Source organism: Acinetobacter sp. CIP-A165 (assembly GCF_000367985.1).
Classification (GTDB): Bacteria; Pseudomonadota; Gammaproteobacteria; order Pseudomonadales; family Moraxellaceae; genus Acinetobacter.
Genome location: NZ_KB849202.1, coordinates 497700 through 517245, shown reverse-complemented (window position 1 = coordinate 517245; position 19546 = coordinate 497700). Strand labels below are relative to the sequence as shown.

General features: G+C 39.0%; 15 protein-coding genes, 3 pseudogenes and 1 other annotated feature. Of the genes and pseudogenes, 5 read left to right on the top strand and 13 right to left on the bottom strand.

All coding sequences use genetic code 11. From position 1 onward, the window contains the following. Window positions 1-187 precede the first annotated feature (187 nt). The gene (locus F991_RS07960; protein WP_051064200.1) at window positions 188-1120 is read right to left on the bottom strand and encodes an IS5-like element ISAba12 family transposase; all 933 of its coding nucleotides are present in this window, start codon (window positions 1118-1120) and stop codon (window positions 188-190) included. Between the two features lie 75 nt (window positions 1121-1195). On the opposite strand from F991_RS07960, the gene F991_RS07955 reads away from it, so the two are divergent. Beyond that, window positions 1196-2302, top strand: coding sequence for an META and DUF4377 domain-containing protein (locus F991_RS07955; protein WP_004670476.1), 1107 nt, complete (start codon window positions 1196-1198; stop codon window positions 2300-2302). 64 nt (window positions 2303-2366) lie between these two features. Here the strand turns inward: F991_RS07955 and gdhA are convergent, their stop codons facing one another. Next, on the bottom strand, window positions 2367-3713 hold the full coding sequence (gene gdhA / locus F991_RS07950; RefSeq protein ID WP_004670475.1) for an NADP-specific glutamate dehydrogenase: 1347 nt from the start codon (window positions 3711-3713) through the stop codon (window positions 2367-2369). A gap of 1008 nt (window positions 3714-4721) precedes the next feature. Beyond that, window positions 4722-5249, bottom strand: coding sequence for a putative type VI secretion system effector (locus F991_RS07945; protein ID WP_051064204.1), 528 nt, complete (start codon window positions 5247-5249; stop codon window positions 4722-4724). On the opposite strand from F991_RS07945, the gene F991_RS07940 reads away from it, so the two are divergent. Continuing rightward, the gene (locus tag F991_RS07940) at window positions 5234-6085 is read left to right on the top strand and encodes an IS5 family transposase (RefSeq protein ID WP_051064203.1); all 852 of its coding nucleotides are present in this window, start codon (window positions 5234-5236) and stop codon (window positions 6083-6085) included. The two genes, F991_RS07945 and F991_RS07940, sit on opposite strands and share 16 nt — an antisense overlap. Here the strand turns inward: F991_RS07940 and F991_RS07935 are convergent. Continuing rightward, window positions 6082-7301 (bottom strand): IS3 family transposase gene (locus F991_RS07935; protein WP_145972635.1). Its coding sequence is split into 2 segments (ribosomal slippage): window positions 6082-7025 and window positions 7025-7301, totalling 1221 coding nucleotides; the frame shifts between segments, so codons are not numbered across the junction. The two genes, F991_RS07940 and F991_RS07935, sit on opposite strands and share 4 nt — an antisense overlap. After that, window positions 6910-7026: a sequence feature (AL1L pseudoknot), on the bottom strand. Its footprint overlaps the gene before it by 117 nt. A 51-nt stretch (window positions 7302-7352) precedes the next feature. On the opposite strand from F991_RS07935, the pseudogene F991_RS17155 reads away from it, so the two are divergent. After that, window positions 7353-7478: pseudogene (locus tag F991_RS17155) on the top strand (IS5/IS1182 family transposase); the annotation flags it as partial. 53 nt (window positions 7479-7531) lie between these two features. On the opposite strand, the pseudogene F991_RS07925 reads toward F991_RS17155, so the two are convergent. From F991_RS07925 to F991_RS07900, 5 genes and pseudogenes are all read right to left on the bottom strand, one after another. Then, window positions 7532-7849: pseudogene (locus F991_RS07925) on the bottom strand (putative type VI secretion system effector); the annotation flags it as partial. Next, window positions 7846-8615 (bottom strand): annotated as a pseudogene (locus tag F991_RS17460) (putative type VI secretion system effector). The pseudogenes F991_RS17460 and F991_RS07925, both read right to left, overlap by 4 nt. 1 nt (window position 8616) lies before the next feature. Continuing rightward, complete coding sequence (locus F991_RS07910) at window positions 8617-11370, bottom strand: T6SS effector BTH_I2691 family protein (protein ID WP_004670466.1); 2754 nt, start codon at window positions 11368-11370, stop codon at window positions 8617-8619. Beyond that, window positions 11367-12293: a hypothetical protein gene (locus tag F991_RS07905; protein ID WP_171063465.1), complete on the bottom strand. Its 927-nt coding sequence runs from the start codon at window positions 12291-12293 to the stop codon at window positions 11367-11369. The genes F991_RS07910 and F991_RS07905 overlap by 4 nt, the downstream gene beginning before the upstream one ends. A 23-nt stretch (window positions 12294-12316) precedes the next feature. Then, a complete protein-coding gene (locus F991_RS07900) occupies window positions 12317-14920 on the bottom strand; it encodes a type VI secretion system Vgr family protein (RefSeq protein ID WP_004670464.1) in 2604 nt (867 codons plus the stop codon). 186 nt (window positions 14921-15106) lie between these two features. Here F991_RS07900 and F991_RS07895 point away from each other — a divergent pair, with 186 nt between their 5' ends. Both F991_RS07895 and nth read left to right on the top strand, forming a co-directional pair. After that, window positions 15107-15904 carry an RnfABCDGE type electron transport complex subunit B gene (locus tag F991_RS07895; protein ID WP_034595509.1) on the top strand — a complete coding sequence of 266 codons (798 nt, stop codon included), beginning with the start codon at window positions 15107-15109 and terminating at the stop codon, window positions 15902-15904. After that, on the top strand, window positions 15905-16591 hold the full coding sequence (gene nth / locus F991_RS07890; protein ID WP_004670462.1) for an endonuclease III: 687 nt from the start codon (window positions 15905-15907) through the stop codon (window positions 16589-16591). Here the strand turns inward: nth and F991_RS07885 are convergent. The 4 genes from F991_RS07885 to F991_RS07870 form a co-directional block, all read right to left on the bottom strand. After that, the gene (locus tag F991_RS07885) at window positions 16588-16776 is read right to left on the bottom strand and encodes a hypothetical protein (protein ID WP_004670461.1); all 189 of its coding nucleotides are present in this window, start codon (window positions 16774-16776) and stop codon (window positions 16588-16590) included. The two genes, nth and F991_RS07885, sit on opposite strands and share 4 nt — an antisense overlap. Window positions 16777-16836: 60 nt before the next feature. After that, window positions 16837-17490, bottom strand: coding sequence for an adenylate kinase (adk, locus tag F991_RS07880; RefSeq protein WP_004670460.1), 654 nt, complete (start codon window positions 17488-17490; stop codon window positions 16837-16839). A gap of 82 nt (window positions 17491-17572) precedes the next feature. Further along, window positions 17573-18886, bottom strand: coding sequence for a DUF445 domain-containing protein (locus tag F991_RS07875; protein ID WP_004670459.1), 1314 nt, complete (start codon window positions 18884-18886; stop codon window positions 17573-17575). Between the two features lie 62 nt (window positions 18887-18948). Continuing rightward, window positions 18949-19467, bottom strand: a complete 519-nt coding sequence (locus tag F991_RS07870; RefSeq protein ID WP_004670458.1) for a hypothetical protein — start codon at window positions 19465-19467, stop codon at window positions 18949-18951. Window positions 19468-19546 lie beyond the last annotated feature (79 nt).

Here is a 19546-nt window from a genome sequence, read left to right as displayed (position 1 = left end):
TGAGCACCAAGCTTTTAAAAATCCTATACTTTTATTTAAAATTACAAATCAATACATTTAACGAACTTAATACCTAAACTGACTACATGCTCTTTTTTTAAGAATCCATTAAGCTTATGGCTGCTATATTATATAGGCTTTGTTGCACAAAGATTTGAAATGCAAAGCGCCCCTAATTGAGCCAAATTTAAGGCGTAACTTGGGTAAGTGGTCGACCTAATTCCGTAAATCTGTTAAGGACTGCCACACGTGCATGGATCTCATTGACTTGGCTATCAAAACTCCTTGCACTGAGTTTATCTCCTAATAATTTGATGCAATGCATCTTAGTTTCAACCAAACTTCGCCGATGATAGCCTGACCATTTTTTCCATAGTGTCCTGCCTAAACGTTTAATTGTTCGAAGTAATTCATTTCGCTCTAGCGAGCTACTCTTTGTATCTTTCCATGGTTTCGCATTTTTTCTAGGTGGAATCACCGCATGCGCTTGCCGATCTGCAATGACCTGACGGCATTGCTTGGTGTCATAAGCTCCATCGGTATAAACAGAGTTAATCTGCTCATCTTGTGGAATCTGATTAAGTAAATCACCAAGCACCTGTGAATCACTGACATTATTGGTTGTAAGCTGAACTGCTCGTATTTGTAGGGTTTTAGCATCTATACCAATATGAAGTTTACGCCATTGGCGACGATATTCAGGTCCATGTTTCTTGCGTTTCCATTCGCCCTCACCTAGAAACTTCATGCCTGTAGAGTCCATGAGTAGATGCAGCCCATCGCTACTTTTTTGGTAGCTGATTACAATATCAATATGCTTTTGTCTTCTACAAAGCGTGGTGTAATCTGGAGCTATCCAATTTAATCCGCAAAGTTTAATCAGACTTTGCACAAAGCCAGTGACCATACGTAAAGACAGACGGAATAAGGATTTAATCATTAAGCAGCATTGGATGGCTGCGTCGGAGTAGGTTTGATTTCGCCCTTGTTTACCGATGGACGGAGCATACCATTGCGTAGCAGGATCAAACCAAATGGCAATATTTCCGCGACTCATGAGTGCTCGGTTATATGCGGGCCAATTGGTTGTGCGGTAGATTTTGTGTGCAGGCTTCTTCATTTGAAAATTATATCGCTGAAAAACCCTTTACAGATAGGTTTGTGCAACAAAGCCTATTATATATGTTCTTTGAATATGAAAATCAAATATTTAATTCTTGCCTTACTCCCTTTTTCTTTAATAGCATGTCAAACAGTACAAAATGTTGCTGATCATGTAACAACTGAAATTAACGCGACAGCGGCTAAAAACCTCACGGATTATCGCTGGACTTATCAAGCATCTACAGCGTCAAAGCCATTGGTTTTAAACTTTAATGACAATCAACAACTTTCAATTCAAACGGGTTGTAATGGTCAAGGTGGTACTTGGAAAGTTGAAGGCAACAATATTGTTACTTCTGCGCTTATATCAACAAAAATGGCTTGTGCAGATGATTTAATGAAACAAGAACGTTTATCTGCTGATATTTTCAGTGATAAAAAAGTTCCATTTCAAATCAGTACTATGAATGGTCAAGCAATCTTGACTGTAACTGATAGCAAAGGGCAAAAACACGTATTTACAGGTGCAAAAGTGACGAATAGCAACGTGTTAACTAACTACACTTGGTCATATCAACCTGCTGATACCAAACGTCCAATCGTATTAAGCTTCTTAGCCAATGATCGCTTATCTGTAGATACAGGTTGTAACCGCTTAAATACATCATGGAAAATTGAAAATGGTTTGATCGCGACAGGTGATGGTGCATCAACGATGATGGCGTGTAATCCAGCACTTATGAAACAAGAGCAATTCGCTGGTGACCTTTTACAAAAACGTCAGATTCCGTTTGAAGTGAATGCAAGCAACCTTGACCAACCAACACTCGTGATTACTGATGCAAAAGGTCAAAAATATACATTTGTCGGAAAAATGACAGCTGAAGCAAAATACCAAACAGAACCTAAAACTGTTTTCATGGAAATTTCACCAGAAACTAAGTCTTGTGTAGGTGTAGCGCCACAGACTTGTATGCAAGTTCGTGAAATTAAATATGATGACAAAGGTGTAAAAACTTACGCAGATAAAGACTGGTCACTTTACTACGGTGAAATCGAAGGTTTTGAACACAACCCAAATCAACGTGTCATCGTTCGTGTGAAACGCTTTGAAATTAAAAACCCAGCGGCTGACCAATCTAGCCTAGCTGACGTATTAGATATGGTTGTTGAACAAGAAATTGTTAAGAAACCTTAATACGTAGCTATAAATGATAACTCCGATGTTTTTACATCGGAGTTTTTATTTGCTCGGCGAAATATTAATAAATACCTTGAGCCAAAATTGCATCAGCAACTTTCACAAATCCAGCAATATTTGCTCCATCCACATAATTCACTGTACCATCTTCTTTAGTACCATATTTCAAACAATTGGCATGAATATCTTTCATGATTGCATGTAAACGTTCATCGACTTCACCATGCATCCAACCGAGGCGCAAAGCATTCTGTGACATTTCAAGCCCAGAAGTCGCAACACCACCTGCATTTGAAGCCTTACCTGGTGCGTAAAGAATTTTTGCAGCAATAAATTTTTCTACAGCATCTAATGTACACGGCATATTGGCACCTTCAGCGACACAGATCACACCATTTGCAAGCAGCAACTCCGCATCCTGTTCGCCTAACTCATTTTGAGTCGCACAAGGCAATGCAATATCAACAGGAATATGCCAAGGTGTCTTCCCTTCAAAATACTCAAAGCCATGTTTTGAAGCAAACTCAGAAATACGCCCACGCTTATTATTCTTAAGCTCCATCACTTCGGCAAGCAACTCATCAGTAAAACCATTTTTTAAGTAAACTGTGCCATTTGAGTCTGAAAGACTAACCACTTTTGCACCCAAGAACATGGCCTTTTCTGCTGCAAATTGAGCAACGTTTCCTGAACCTGAAATTGAAACTGTTTTATCAGTAAAATTTTCACCGCGCGTTTTGAGCATTTCCTCAGCAAAATACACTGCACCATATCCTGTTGCTTCAGGACGCATTAAACTTCCACCAAATGAAATACCTTTACCTGTAAATACACAAGCAGTATCGTTACTTAGCTTTTTCATCATGCCAGCCATAAAGCCAACTTCTCGACCGCCAACACCAATATCACCAGCGGGAATATCGGTATTCGGACCCAAATGACGATATAGCTCTAACATTAATGCTTGGCAAAAGCGCATAATTTCCGCTTCAGACTTTCCTTTTGGATCAAAGTCCGAGCCGCCCTTTCCTCCACCCATGGGTAAGGTGGTTAATGCATTTTTAAAGGTTTGTTCAAAACCCAAGAATTTTAGAATTGATAAATTCACCGATGGATGAAAACGCATCCCACCTTTATATGGTCCAATGGATGAATTATATTGAATACGGAAAGCACGGTTAACATGTGTTTGCCCTTGATCATCCATCCAAGACACTCGGAATTGAATTGCACGCTCAGGCTCGACTAGACGCTCTAATAAGCCATATTGAGCATATTTTGGATTCTTCTCAATGAATGGCCACAAGCTCAACATTACTTCTTCAACAGCTTGTAAAAATTCAGGTTGATCAGGATCTCTAGCTTTCACATAAGCCAGAAAGTCATTTAAGCTATCGTATTTCAACATTCACCCCCGAGTCAGTGATTTATTTTAGTGCTAGAAATGCACCAAAATAGAATATCTCACACAACGAACATAGATTACTATTCAACTTTTATACGACTTTCAATAAAATCTTAATTAAACCTTAAAAATCATATAGATAAATTTTTGTATATTCGTTATTTTTATAGTAAATATAGATAAAATAAACACTTTTCAATTATTTTTGCCATTGCTACAGCTTAGTCTTAACAAGCATTTTCTTTTATTGCACAAAAGAGAACAATATAAGCATTGTTTTTGAGCGAAAGTACCTGACGATCTATGCTCTTTCTATCTCGCTTGCTGCTTTCACAATCATTTTTATTCTAAAATTATAAACACTATCGATGCTTAACTTTACGATATCAAAAAGAAGAAGGAAAGTTAAAACTAATAAAACATGAATGCTCATACTGAAACTGAGTAAATATAGCATCCTAAAATTGATCAGCGATTTATTTAAATCAATCACTAATTCATTATTGAAGTTATATAAAATCAACCTTATAAATAATATAGGAAACTAAATAAATTAGTTTCCTATAAATTTTGATTTAGCTGATTAGATTCTTACAAGCATAAAAATAATGATTATTTCTGTTGCCCATTATTTTCGCTAGGTTGCTTTGGAGTTGGCTGTTTTTGGTCTTGTTGTGCTGGAGGCTTAGCATTTGGCTCAGACTGTTGTGTTGACCAGGTGATTGATTTTGCTGATTAGGTTGTTGTTTAGAGTTATCTTGGTTCTGAGACATGAGTGTCTCTCCTTTATAATGATGTGTAGATAATTATCTAGCACTCATCCACCATAAGCGCTTAATTCAAATATTGATATCAATAAGATGTGTCCAGTTGTAAGCAGTATAAAATATAGTTTTTTGGAATGTATAATAATCTAATAAATATAGAATTTATTAAAAATACATATATAAAGTTACAATGAATTTATTTTAGTTCTCACCTTATTATTTATTGCATGTACTTTCATCTTTTTCATTTTTTATCAAAATAATCTTCTGGATATGGGTCTGTACCTTTTAAACTTCTACGGTAATACATTACACTACGTTTGAAAGTATGCCCATTTTCCTTAAAATGATCTGTAGTTCCAAAGAAATCTTGATTTTTAACATCCTCAAAACCAAGTACCAAAAAAACTTTTTCAGATAGTCGGCAAGCTTGTTTGAGGTCACTAGAAAAGAAAAACATACTAAATATAAATAGAAAAGTGAACATAAATGGTGCCACAACAAGTGGCAGTATATATTCATAAAAACTAAAATCTAAACTTTGACCACTTAAAAGAGAAGTAATTAATATTATTATATTAACGAATAATAAAAAAAATAAAGCAATTAAGATTCCTGCTTTAATAAAGCTAATATATCCTTTTTTTAAGGATCGTCCCATTTCATTGATCATATGTAACAATCCTGTTTTAGGGTCCAAGGGGCTTTGTTGCACAAACCTATCTGTAAAGGGTTTTTCAGCGATATAATTTTCAAATGAAGAAGCCTGCACACAAAATCTACCGCACAACCAATTGGCCCGCATATAACCGAGCACTCATGAGTCGCGGAAATATTGCCATTTGGTTTGATCCTGCTACGCAATGGTATGCTCCGTCCATCGGTAAACAAGGGCGAAATCAAACCTACTCCGACGCAGCCATCCAATGCTGCTTAATGATTAAATCCTTATTCCGTCTGTCTTTACGTATGGTCACTGGCTTTGTGCAAAGTCTGATTAAACTTTGCGGATTAAATTGGATAGCTCCAGATTACACCACGCTTTGTAGAAGACAAAAGCATATTGATATTGTAATCAGCTACCAAAAAAGTAGCGATGGGCTGCATCTACTCATGGACTCTACAGGCATGAAGTTTCTAGGTGAGGGCGAATGGAAACGCAAGAAACATGGACCTGAATATCGTCGCCAATGGCGTAAACTTCATATTGGTATAGATGCTAAAACCCTACAAATACGAGCAGTTCAGCTTACAACCAATAATGTCAGTGATTCACAGGTGCTTGGTGATTTACTTAATCAGATTCCACAAGATGAGCAGATTAACTCTGTTTATACCGATGGAGCTTATGACACCAAGCAATGCCGTCAGGTCATTGCAGATCGGCAAGCGCATGCGGTGATTCCACCTAGAAAAAATGCGAAACCATGGAAAGATACAAAGAGTAGCTCGCTAGAGCGAAATGAATTACTTCGAACAATTAAACGTTTAGGCAGGACACTATGGAAAAAATGGTCAGGCTATCATCGGCGAAGTTTGGTTGAAACTAAGATGCATTGCATCAATGAACCGTACCGGGTTTGTCGGAGACTTTTTTATTTAAGTTAAGCCACCTGACCTAACGGGTTAATCTTATCATAGTACATTGCTTCAAACTCAAAAGGCGACACATAACCCAGTGCACTGTGTACACGCTTTTTATTGAACCAATCTACCCAGTTTAGTGTCGCAAGTTGTACATCTGCTAAACCTTGCCAATCTGCTTTTAAATATTCAATCACCTCTGTTTTGTATAAGCCATTCACCGTTTCAGCCAAAGCATTATCGTATGAATCACCAGTTGTACCGACTGATGCTCGTAAATTTGCTGCTTCTAAACGATTGGTATAGCGAATCGAAAGATATTGCACACCCCTGTCGGAATGATGAATCACATTCTTTGGCATGCCTCGATCGTGCAATGCTTGCTCAAGTGCATCGAGCACCATATCTGTATTCATCCGTGTAGATACTTTCCATCCAACAATTGCTCGTGAGAACACATCAATAATAAAGGCGGTATAGACCCAGCCTGAATGAGTTTGAATATACGTAAAGTCACTGACCCATAATTGGTCAGGTCGATCAGCACTAAAATTACGTTTCACTAAATCATCTGCTCGTTTTTGATCATCTCGGTTGCGGGTAGTTTGTTTGTTCTTACCACGCCAAACACCTTGTATATCTAGCTTCTGCATCAATCGAGCAACTGTACAACGTGCAATAACATAGCCTTCACGTTTCAATTTTTGCCAAACTTTACGTACACCATATCGACCTAAACTTTCCTTCCAAATTCGTTTAATTTGTTCAGCATGATGCTCATCATGTAGATCTCGTTTCGCTCGATGTTCTGGATTGTCAGCGAGATCTAAAGTTCGGTAATAGGTTGAAGCTGCGATCGGTAAAATCCTACAAATCGCATCAACACCATATAAGTCTTTATTGTTATGGATGAAATCCACCATTATTTGTGTGGGCGGTCGAGCTCCGCCTGGGCGAAAAAAGCGGCTGCTTTACGTAGAATTTCATTGGCACGCTTTAATTCTTTAATTTCACGTTCCATTTGCTTCATTTTTTCTTGATCAGATATCTGTTGTACTTTAATAGGATTTTGCTGATCTAAATGCTTTTGATGCCAGGCACGAAGTGTTTCAGGAGTACAACCAATCTTAGGCGCAATTGCTGTGATTGCAGCCCAAGTAGAAGGATAATCTTTTTCAGATTCAATTAGTAATTGAACCGCTCTTTCTCTAATTTCGGGGGTATAGGTTGGTTTTTTCATCGGAATAGTCTCTCAGAATATTGAGTCTCCGACAAACCCGGTACGGTTCACAAATTATTAGGAGATAAACTCAGTGCAAGGAGTTTTGATAGCCAAGTCAATGAGATCCATGCACGTGTGGCAGTCCTTAACAGATTTACGGAATTAGGTCGACCACTTACCCAAGTTACGCCTTAAATTTGGCTCAATTAGGGGCGCTTTGCATTTCAAATCTTTGTGCAACAAAGCCGGTCCAAGGTTGAATAAACCAAATGTCTACCTCGTTCTTTTTGCTCCTTGATTACCCAAACCAGTTCATCACCATTCTTAAACTGCACTGTTGTAAACTGACCAATTAATCGATAATCGCCCACTTCACAAGTAAAGGATTTAGCATCTTCCCCTCTAGCTGCCATCATCATAATTGGAGCATTAGCAGCCATACTACTACTTGCGGTTAAAGCGCCAACCATAGCTGTACCGACAGCTTGCCTTTCGATGTTTCTAAATGGGAATACCTTAGAATCTTCAACTTTCAGATTCCTTACACGACCTTCTATCTTTTTCATTTCTTATCAAAATAATCTTCTGGATATGGATCTTTTCCTTTTAAATTTTTACGATATTCCATAACACTTACATGTAAACCATCTCTATCAAGTAAGTTTTTTTTATAAAAATCTTGATCTTTAGGATTTTCAAAACCTAATGTTTCAAAAATATTTTCAGACAACTTAGATAGTGAAATTAATGAGTTCCCAATAGTAATGTATCCAAACACTACAATAAAACTAAGTATAAAAAGCATCCCCCCCCCATTCCTATAAAACTCATATATTCATTAATATTAAACTCCCTATCATCAATAATAACAAGAACATTAAAAATTATAAAAAAGAATACAGAGAAAAATAAAAAGAATAAGAAACCTGCTTTTATAGTACTTTTATATAGTTTTTTTAATGAACGTCCCATTTCATACATCATATACAGCAATCCTGTTTTAGGATCTAAAGTCGCATAAACTAAATGCCGCCCTTGTTCTTTTTCTTCGCTGATGACGAATATTAAAGAATCATTTGTTTGAAACTTTACAGTAGTAAACTGTCCAATCACTCTAATGTCATCAATCTCGCCCGTAAAAGTTTTAGCCTCTCTTCCTTTTGCTGCCATTATCATAATTGGAGCATTGGTTGCCAAGGTGCTGCTTGCTGTTAAGGCACCAATCGCAGCAGTACCTGCTGCTTGTGTTTTAAGATTCTTTAAGGAATGTACATGAGAGTCTTCAGTCTTTAAATTTCGTATCTTACCTTGAATTACACGCATTTTATCCATTTTAAATACTCACAATTGCTTTACCAAAAGTTTCTTCCTCATCTTCAAGAGACTTATACTTGTTTGAGTCAATACCAAATACCGATTTTTTACACCATTTTTGCAGTTCATCTTCTGTGTAGTAGTAATTTCTCAAAACAATTTCTAAAACAGTTAAACCCAAACCCAGCCAGTTAAAGATTGATGCACCACGAATCACATTCATAAGAAGCAATCTATTAATCACAATATTCTTCCCTGCGATTTCTGTCATTTTAGATTTTAAAATAGGTAGTTGAATTAATATTCCCATACCGACTACTAACATCCCTATAGAGGGGACTAACTTAAGTATGAGCAATGCCATTAACCAACCATTTCGATCACCCAAATATTCTTTACCTAACGCCGTTGTATCTACAATAAAACTAAACGTGGCACCGGCAATAGCAAACCCCGCGCCATATAACCTTATTTTATTGGCTTTCTCTTGGAAACTTAAAGCATCCATACCGCCACCAGCAATATCTAAGACAACTGCTGTAGATGCAAATAAACCTGCTGTTACTTTAAAGCCATTTTCCCAATTCTTATCCCCAGCAAAGTTATTGGTTTGTGTCCCAAGATTAATAAGTTCAAACAAAGCAACAATACCAGAGATCCTGATAGAAACACTTTGTGGAGATTTGCTTAAAATATCTTGAATCTTTTGTGCTGCCGTGTTTTGCCCAGCATTTTTCCAACGTTTTTGGATCTCAGTCGCATTCAGTTGGCTGCCTGCATTTGTCATTTTTAAGTCAATGTTATACAGCAATGACCATTTCGGCACTTTATCGGTTAACAGAGAACTATGCGCATAAGCGATAAAAGAAACCCTCGAAAGTTTCTTTGCAATCAAAGGATTTGCATTATATTGCAGACTCCACTTGGCGACGCTACGTGTAATCTCAGAAATCCAAGGCAAAGTCCGTGCTGGATTATACCACTTCAACTCATTGATTTTATTCGTTGAATCAGCAAGCCATTGTTCCCATAACTGATCTGCACTGACAAATGCAGCAATTAATCCTTTTAAACTTGTTTGTGTTTGATCCCATGTTAAGGACGTGATCTCAGGACTTTTCGCATTATATTCATCAATCAAACTTTTTTGATTATAAGTCACAGCCCGCATATATAAATTATCGTCAGAGATTTTATCCACCCCTAACCATTTTTCCATCAATGCTTGGCCTTCATCGCAGCCTGTCATGCCATTCATGACTGATAGTGCTTTTATATGAAATAATGCACCATCACCTTTTAGAACGGTTTGATCGTATATATAAAAGGCTTTTAACAACTGCTTTGATTGCAGCCATTTCAAATGATCACTTGCATAAGCTTGGGCCAGTTTACGTGCGTCATCAGTTAATGCTTTAACTTTTGTATCGAAAGCATTTTTTTCAGCCCAATTAATTTTTGTCGAATACTTCGTTTCCCAATCCAATTTCGCTTGGGCTTTGGATTGACTAATAATCTTATTTCTTTGTTGCTTTTGTCCCGCTGCATATTTTTTATTGTGCTGTTGTAAAAATTTTTCTTTTTCTTCTGGAGATGCCTTATCCCAAATTTCGTTGACTTTACGTTGGTATTCTCTGTTACCCATCGAACCGAAGCGAGGGATTTTATCTTGCGCAAATATTAATTTAGTGCTCAAATCAACTTGCCGATTATTGGTACTCAATTTCTGATTAATGAGTTTATTTTCTACAATGATTTTAATACTATCAATCAACTGAGATGATTGGAGTCGGTGTTCATTCGTGATGTCTTTTTCACTTTCAGCAATGTACCTTGTGAGTTTTTCAAATCGTCCATTTCTACTATCATTTAATTTAAGCGTGATTCCAATTGGATCGTATAGCGCCATACATGCAACAGTATTTGGTTCTTGAGCAAACTTTTTCAAAATCTGTTCGATACGTCCTGTACCAAAGCTTTTAATATTATAAATTGAATTTTTCAGATTAGCTGCAGCCAAACAATGCTCTTGGGTTGCTCCACCACCCACAATAAACTTTTGCCATTTGCCTTCAGCTACAAATTTCTCAGCATTTTTTTCATACTCTTTGAGTTTTAACTTACTCATCGGATCATGGGTATGGATTATATAAGCAACTTTAGCTTCGTCTTTCGGGTTACTTTCTATGGTAATCAATGATGAATTAACACTATGCCCAGCACCTTTGCAGGCAAACTCAGGAACACTTTTAGGTGCGACTTTGCCAACAGGAAAATATGATAAATGCCCCTTTGGTGTGACCAAATAGCCAGCCCATTCTAAAGCACCAGATGCTCGTTTTATTAAACGATAGATATATCCTGTATCTATCATTTCCACGGCATATTTGAAATGTTTTAATTGAATATCTTTGACATTCTTGCCTAATGTAGCAGCTAAATTAGATACTGCACCCTCTACAACGGTATAGCGCAGAGGTAAAATATTAAAACCAGTTTTTCGGCAAAAATTAGAACACTCTTTTTGAGGCTGTCCAGCACTACTGTTCTGCATATTTGCAGGTGTAGACTGCTTTGCTGATTTAGCAATCGGACCTTGCTCTATTTTTTTATTTACATTCTTGGCAACTGTTGGCTTGCGCATGTCCCCCACTGTTTCCGTTTTTCCAACAACAGGAATTCTAGCTTGTTGTTGTTTTTGCTTTGCAATTTTCTCAGCCAGTATGTTATTTGTTTGCGGCTTAGCCAATACCGTCTTTTGATTCGTAGTCATATTTCATATCCATTCAATTCTTTACCAATTTGCTCATATAAATCTTTACTTACATAATCCATGGCATCAGTAAATGTCATTTCACCGACGACGCAGTGCTCATAAAGAACATCCGTAACAATCGAGTGCTGAATAAAATCTTTATGTACAATCTGGCTATAAAGACCATATGTCACCAAATCTAAATAATTTTGAATACCATATTCCTGATATGCATATTTTAAGCTTTGATGTATATCGATAGGATTGATCTCGGCCATTTCAATCTGTTCAAACTCATTTAGTTGCTGAAATACACTATTCGCAATTTCAATTAAGTCTAAATCTATAGACTGCTCATCATTCACTTGCCTTAAAGTCAATATGGAGACTACGTCTAAGGTTGCATCAAAACTAAAAAAACCTTTAGGATGCAAAAAATGCCATTCTTTAAAATCTCTCAACAGACCTAGAACATATTCTTTTTTAATAATTTCGGGTAAATAGATTAATACCCGTGGATCATACCAGCGAAAAAGAATTTTTTTATCTTGATCAACAATCACCAATTTCTTTTTTATAGACTCAACTAATTCATCTAGTTCTATATCAGACTTACCAACTCCGAAACCATGAACAAAATAGCTGTCGTTTTCTATTTCATGATTTTTTAGAAGCAACTGAATAAGGTTATCTTTTATTAAGTTGAACTTGTCTTTCGCTTCAATTTTTATAAATAAAAGATTTGAAACCTGCATATTCTTTTTTAAAGCTAATGGAATGTAGGCAATATTTTTTTTCTCAATCTTAGGTAAAAGATCATCAAAGATTGATTCATTTAATGTCCGATCAAGTAAAAATAAAATATGTCCATGCGTATCTAATATTTGTAAGCAGCGATTTTCTAAAGCTAAGCAATCAAAATTTAAATGTTCTGCTTCCATCTGCTTTTGAAAAGGAGAAACAATCACGATAAATCCACCTTTGCTGAACCATTTTGAGCAGCTTGAGTCTGCTTCGCCGAACAATCAGGTAAATCAATCGCAGGCGTACTAACAGATGCTCCGCTTTTAAACAAATGCTGCCCAGCCTTGACCTCAAACTTTCCACTGGTGGTTGGAAAGATTCCTGAGCTATTAATCTTGATACCTGAACTACCCCCAATCAAATTGATCTCTTTCGGACTGGTAATGTAAATCGTATTCTCCGTCGAGATAATTTGAATACCACCACGAGCGATCACATCCAAGGCATCACCTTGCGCTAAGATCTCAAACTTACCTTTTGCTGCAACCTGTTTAATCCCGCCTTGTGCTGCAAATAGACTGATCTTTTGACTGGCTTGGGCAATCAGGTTCTTCTGGGTGGTCAGGTTAATGCTGTCCCCTGCAAATTGGTTCAGTTGTCCATCCGCAGATAGATGAATATCCTCCGATGTACTGAGCCCAATACCATTGGGTGAACTCAGCAATAACATCGCTTGTTCGAAACGAGAGATTTTATCTTGAATCTGCTCTGCAAATGCCTGTAACTGCTCAACCGATTCCAACTCATCGGTTTGTTGGTTCTTTGCCACTTCACTCAAGGCTTTGGCGTTACTTTGGTTGCCTTCCAGCTGTTGTTTGGCTGTTTGCGCTTCGAGGTGTTCGCCTTGTGCTTGTTCTTGCGCATGGGTGGTGATCAGTAAGCCTTCGCCTGCTCGGATCGCTCCCCATTGGTCAGTGCGTAGTTCAAAGCCTTCACCTCGGTCTTCGCTTTCTGCTTCTGTTTTGGGATGGCTGAGTTTGCCGAGATTGAGTTGGCTGGCTGCATGGCTACTTTGCAGTTGGGCGCTGATCTGTCCGGTGGTGTCGTCAAAGCGTAGTTGGTTATAACCTGAGCCTTGGACTTCTTTGGATTTAATCCCTGCCAGTTTCTTAGTATCTGGCAGTTGTCCTTGGTTATCGAATTTTGTTGGACTACGTTGTGCTTCGTGCAGTCGTCCTGTGACATAAGGTCGGTCGATGTTGCCATCAAAGAAGTCGATAATAACAATTTCACCAATACGTGGGTGGAATCGTGCCCCGTAGCCTTCACCAGCCCAAGGCGTCAGTACATCCACCCATGCCGAATCGGTATCGTTGTCGTTACTACCTGCACCACCATCGTGTTGGTGGTCGTCATTTCGAGTGAACAGGAAGCGGACTTTGATTCTGCCCCATTCATCGACATGGATTTCTTCACCTGATGGCCCAACCACTTTGGCTCGTTGCGGATGAGCTGCTGGACGGTGTTGTAGGGGTTGGTATTCGGGTACGGTTTTGATGCTGCGACGTTGTAGCGTCAGTTGGTTGGCTTGACGTTCTTCACTATTGTTTGAATACTGCCATTGGCTTTGTTCAACTAATTGGCTGATTTGTTGGTCTAAATCTTTCGGTAAGTTGTTCTGATTAAACCAATCTTTTCTGATGATCAAAAACTCTTGGTCCGATCCGCTGTGTTGGTCAATTTCAGGGTGTTCGTTCAGTTTAAACCAGTAGCCCACTTGTGTGTCACGTACTGTGGTATTGGCAATAAACTGTTTAGCTTGGGCATCGTGGTAGTGACCGAGGTTTTGATTGATCTTTTCAATTTGGTTGTTGCCTGATGCAGTTGCACCATCTTCGCCATTGAGGTCTTGCATCCATGCTGGGGTGAAGTGCCATGCATCTTCAAGTCCTAGGCTGGCATTGTCGTGTTGTCCACTATGTTGATGGCTGCGTTGGACACTGCCTGCACCGTCTTCTTGTTCTAGGGCATCGGCTTGCCAGCGTTGGATATGCACGGCTGTCGGTTGTAGACTACGTTCAGCAATCAAGCTGGTCATGCTGTCGTATTGTTCGGTGGCACTGCTGCGGTGATAACGAATCGTTCTGCGATTTAAGGCTTGGTATTGGTTGTTATCGTCAATTAAACGCAGTTTTTGTGCTTGGATCGGGCTATTGCTGTTGGCAACGTTGAGTTCGGCTTCGTCGATGAGCCAGTTAATGCCTTCGCTTCTGAGTAGTCGGGTAATGAAATCGTAGTCGCTTTCATTGGCTTGCATCACAAAGGGTCGGATGTCGTAGTCTTGTGTCATGCCGCTGATATCAAGCGTGAGACTGGATGCGAATAAGGGACTGCGTTGTTGCCATTCTTTAAACAGGGTTTGAACAATATCCAGTACGGTTTTATTCATAAACACGCGGCTGTTGCGGCGTTTATGCCAGAGTGCGGTGGCATCTTGCAGTTTGAGTTTATATAGGGTCAAACTTCCATCAGACTGTCCTTGCACAGCTTCGGTAATGATGCCTGTGGTTCTAAATAAAGTGCCTGTGTCAGTCACTTGATCAACGGCGACTTGGCAACCAATGAATTGTTTTAATGGAATAGTGGCATTGGTTGATAGGCAAATCAGTTCCGCAGTTACGCCCTGATTAATGGCATGCTGACCTTGTATTTTTTGTAGGAACACTTCTGTGTTGAGCGCTTGATTGGCAAATTGAATATGTATCGCGCGTTTTTGGGCGGTTAAGCCTAATTGCGACAATGCTTGGAATATGTTGTTCAACATTTGTTATAAAATATTTACTAAAATCTGCCCGATTCTATAATAAACATACAAGTTAGTCTATGTTTTTAATGTCAACCAATTGAAACGGGCACTTTACATAAAGTGAAATCCAATGCCTAGATGACTCGTCGCACTAAACTATTATTTGCTATACTACCTATCCTGTTTTTCGCTCCACCCTTTTTCATGTCACCATCTGCACAACGTTCTCTTATTGTCCAAATTGACCAACTTTTACCACAAACACAGTGCGGTTTATGTGGGCATCGTGATGGATGTTTACCTTATGCGAAATCGATTGCGGAAGGTGAAGCAGCCAATAAATGTGTTCCGGGAGGACAGCCTGTTGCCGATGCACTTGCTGTATTACTACAACGCCCTTATCTTACGGCTGAACCCAGTGTTTGGGATATCCAAGCAGATGGTCGCCCGCAACGCATGAAAGCCATCATTCGTGAAGATGAATGTATCGGTTGTACCAAATGTATCAGTGCGTGTCCTGTTGATGCCATCATCGGTAGTGGTAAACTGATGCATAGTATTTTGACTAATCTTTGTACAGGCTGCGAATTGTGTATCCCACCTTGTCCTGTCGATTGTATTGATCTAGTTGCAGATCCCCAACCTTTACCCACGATACAACAACGTCATATCGAACAAGATGATCTTAGACATCGTTACTATGTGCATATCCAACGTGAAGAAAAACGTCGTATCAGTCGTAAAGGGCCTATCGTACGTGCAGAAATTGATATTGAGTTCTTTGCTCAGTTTTCACAGGCCTCAAATAATATTCCGACGATTACCTTGGCAGATAAACCTAAAGAAAGCTCTACCCTTGATGCCAAAACAACCATTGAACTTGCTAAAACTCGCACTCAAATTAAGAAGTTAGAAAAGCAACTCAGTGTCCGTCCAGATGAACAAAAACAAGCCCAGCTCATTGCACTTCAACAACGTTTAAACGAGCTACAGGAAGTCTAAATGCCCGTTAAAAATATGACCAAAAAGCAAATTCAAACTTTTTTTGAGCGTTTACGCGAACAGCGACCAAACCCTGAAACGGAACTCAATTATTCATCACCATTTGAGTTATTGATTGCGGTCATGCTTTCAGCACAAGCCACCGATGTCAGTGTAAATAAAGCCACCGACAAACTTTATCCGATTGCGAATACCGCCCAAGCCATTTTCAACCTCGGTGTAGACGGTTTAAAAACCTATATAAAAACCATTGGCTTATATAACTCTAAAGCTGAAAATGTCATCAAAACTTGTGGTATTTTGCTGGAACAACATCAAGGTCAAGTGCCTGAAACACGCCAAGCACTCGAAGCTTTGCCCGGTGTAGGTCGAAAAACAGCGAATGTGGTGTTAAATACGGCTTTTGGACAACCTGCAATGGCGGTAGATACCCATATTTTTCGTGTCGGGAATCGTACAGGTTTAGCGGTTGGCAAGAATGTTTTAGAGGTAGAGCATCGCTTAGTTAAAGTCATTCCTAAAGAATTTATTTTAGATGCGCATCATTGGTTAATTTTACACGGACGTTATTGCTGTATTGCACGTAAACCCAAGTGTAATGAGTGCATCGTTTCTGATGTATGCAACTGGCCTGAGCGTTTTGAATTTGGCGCTGCCAAAGCAATTCCAATCAAAAATCTCACTTAATCCTGAGTCTCTTTATTCTTGTTCTTTTGCAATTCAGGATGTAACTGACGTTCTTTGCCATTTTTCTTATTTTCCAAAGCTTGTTGCGCTTGCACATGACGCAGCATTTTTTGACTTTGGTACAGTAAGAATAACAATAATGCAAAACTTAAAATAACAGCGGCGATCAAGACAATTTTTAGCATTTTTTCTCCAAAATAAAAAGAGCCCTATATTCAGAGCTCTTTTCCGATCAACAATCCAAATTATTTATCTAGGATCGCAAATAAATCTGTTTGCACATTTTCAATCGCACGTAAACCATCTAACTTATTGTAAGTTGGTGCGTTCTCACCAGAAGCTGCACGGCCTTGGTAGAAACCAACCAATTGTTCAGTTTCGGTGTGATAAGACGTTAGACGCTTACGAATCGTAGCTTCTTGATCATCAGGACGCTGTACCAACTCTTCACCTGTTTCATCATCTTTACCTTCCACTTTTGGTGGATTGTAAACAATGTGATAGACACGACCAGAAGCTGGGTGCTGACGACGACCTGAAAGACGCTGAACAATCTCTTCATCTGGTACATCAATTTCAATCACATGATCAATACTGATACCCGCTGATTCTAATGCTTCAGCTTGTGGAATCGTACGTGGGAAACCGTCAAAAATACAACCATTTTCACAGTCAGGCTGAGCAATACGTTCTTTAACCAAGCCAATAATCAGCTCGTCAGATACTAAGCCACCTGACTCCATCACGCTTTTCGCTTTTAAGCCAAGTTCAGTACCTTCACGAATTGCAGCACGGAGCATATCACCGGTTGAAATTTGTGGGATATTGTAGCGCTTACAGATCAACTGAGCTTGAGTACCTTTGCCTGCCCCAGGTGGTCCGAGTAAAATAATGCGCATAAAGAACATCCTCATCTAAAAACAATAAATTTTAAATTGAGCAATATCATACAGAGTTATCACTCAACCAACATCAAATTAATTATAAGAAAGCAACAAATAAGTGAATTAAACCAGCCAAGAAACCGGTTACCCCACCCAGTACAATTAAAATCCATTCATCTTCTTGGAATGCAGGACGTAATAAGTTCTGGAACTCTTTCGGTGTTAGTTCACGAATACGCTCTCTAAACATATGAAAGATTTTCTGCGCACGGCTTGCATTCAAGGCTGGATCACATACTGGACCCATGGTAATTTCAATTGAACGATCAATCAAGTCGGTCTTTAGTCTAGCATACTCCCTAGGACCTAAAGATAACTGCAACGACGTGCGTACCAATGGTGTTTCCATGATTTCATTGATATGACGTTTAACAATACGGCGTGTTTTATCTTTCTTACTGCCATACATCATTTCAGTCATAATTGACTTCAAGGTAATCAAATCTTCAGTCACTACACTCGCAAATACATCAGAAACTTCTTCCTGACGCTTCATAAATGCACCTTGAACATTATAAGTTCCAATCTTGAGGACTGGCACAACCCAAGGGAATTTACGGTCTTTGGTCAAACGGAAAAACTGCGGATAACGAACAGGATGGGGTTGAATTGGATTGAATACCATCCAAATTGCGATCCAGTTGGTCAAGAAACCCCATATCGCAGCCCAAAACGGCACTGTCCAATGCCAAGGCACCACGAACCATACAATCATCTGGAAGATACCGAAGAACATCCCGATGAGTGCACTAATATGCCAAATAAAGTTAATTTCTTTTTGTCCGACCTTGAGGAACATGCGCACCATTAAACGGCGATCACCTTCCATCTGGCTGACCACCATTTCGCGCATATCTACCAATGACTCAACATTCAGAGTCAGCTCAGTGACAAGCTCTCTCAAGGTGGTTGGTAATTGCTTATGTGCTTGTGCATAAATACGGCGTTTAATGGAATAAGGTAAGTTTTCCCATAACACCGCATTGCGATCAATCATGACTTCATCAATGAGATGTTCAAGCTCAAAACCAACTTGCTCACCAATGATCATCGCCATGTCTTCAGGATCCATTGCCTCTAAAAACTCGCGCAATGAGCCCAATTTAGACAGGGTATTATCGGTAATAATGCCTGAAATACGCCCCGCTTTGCGTGGCACGATTCCTTGCCACCCCACAGGCAATGGCCCTAAGTGAAATCCCCAAAAATTAATCGGGTAAAACACCATTTTTAAAGCCATCCACACATGTGCCCAAGTCACAAAAGCAGTTACAGGTATAATACTGAGGACTGCCCAAAAATCTGGACGTGCTAAAAAAATCTGCCACAATTCATTGACGTAATCAAACATGCATGACTCTCAGAATTATTGATACATGATGGTTTATAAAAAAATGAACAGTGTGTTCACTCCTATAAACCAAAACTTAACGAATATGAAAATTGCAGCGTTGGTTCAGTTTTCTCAATCACGTTTCCACGATCATTTTTGAGTTTTTCACCCGCTCCAATTCCCACACTAAAGGTACTGATGCGTTCTGAATTTAGCCACACGTACGCAAGATCGACACCTGCGCCTAATCGCGCTTTTTCTTCACCATCAATTTGTTTACTTTCTATATGGCCGGCATACGCACCGATGTAATAACCATTTTTATCTGTGCCAGTAAGATGATACGGATAGCGAAATCCGACTTGTCCCCCTGCTGGATTTTCATCATTTAAAAAAACACCAGCTTTGGCATAGGCGATCCCATAAGGATTTACCCACTCAAGATTGGCATGTAATAATTTTTTGGTAAAACCGGCCCCAACATTCCACGTTGAAACATTTGCCCCTGTCAATTTTGCTTCGGGAAGATATGCTTTCTCTCCAGCATGCGCTAAACCATTTGATGCTAAAACCGCGAGTAAAAGATAAATTTTTCTCATTATTTTCTCCATTTTCCCTAAGAGTGTATATTGGTCTTTCCATTTCAAACAGTTTGTGACTTTAACAGAATTATTTTGC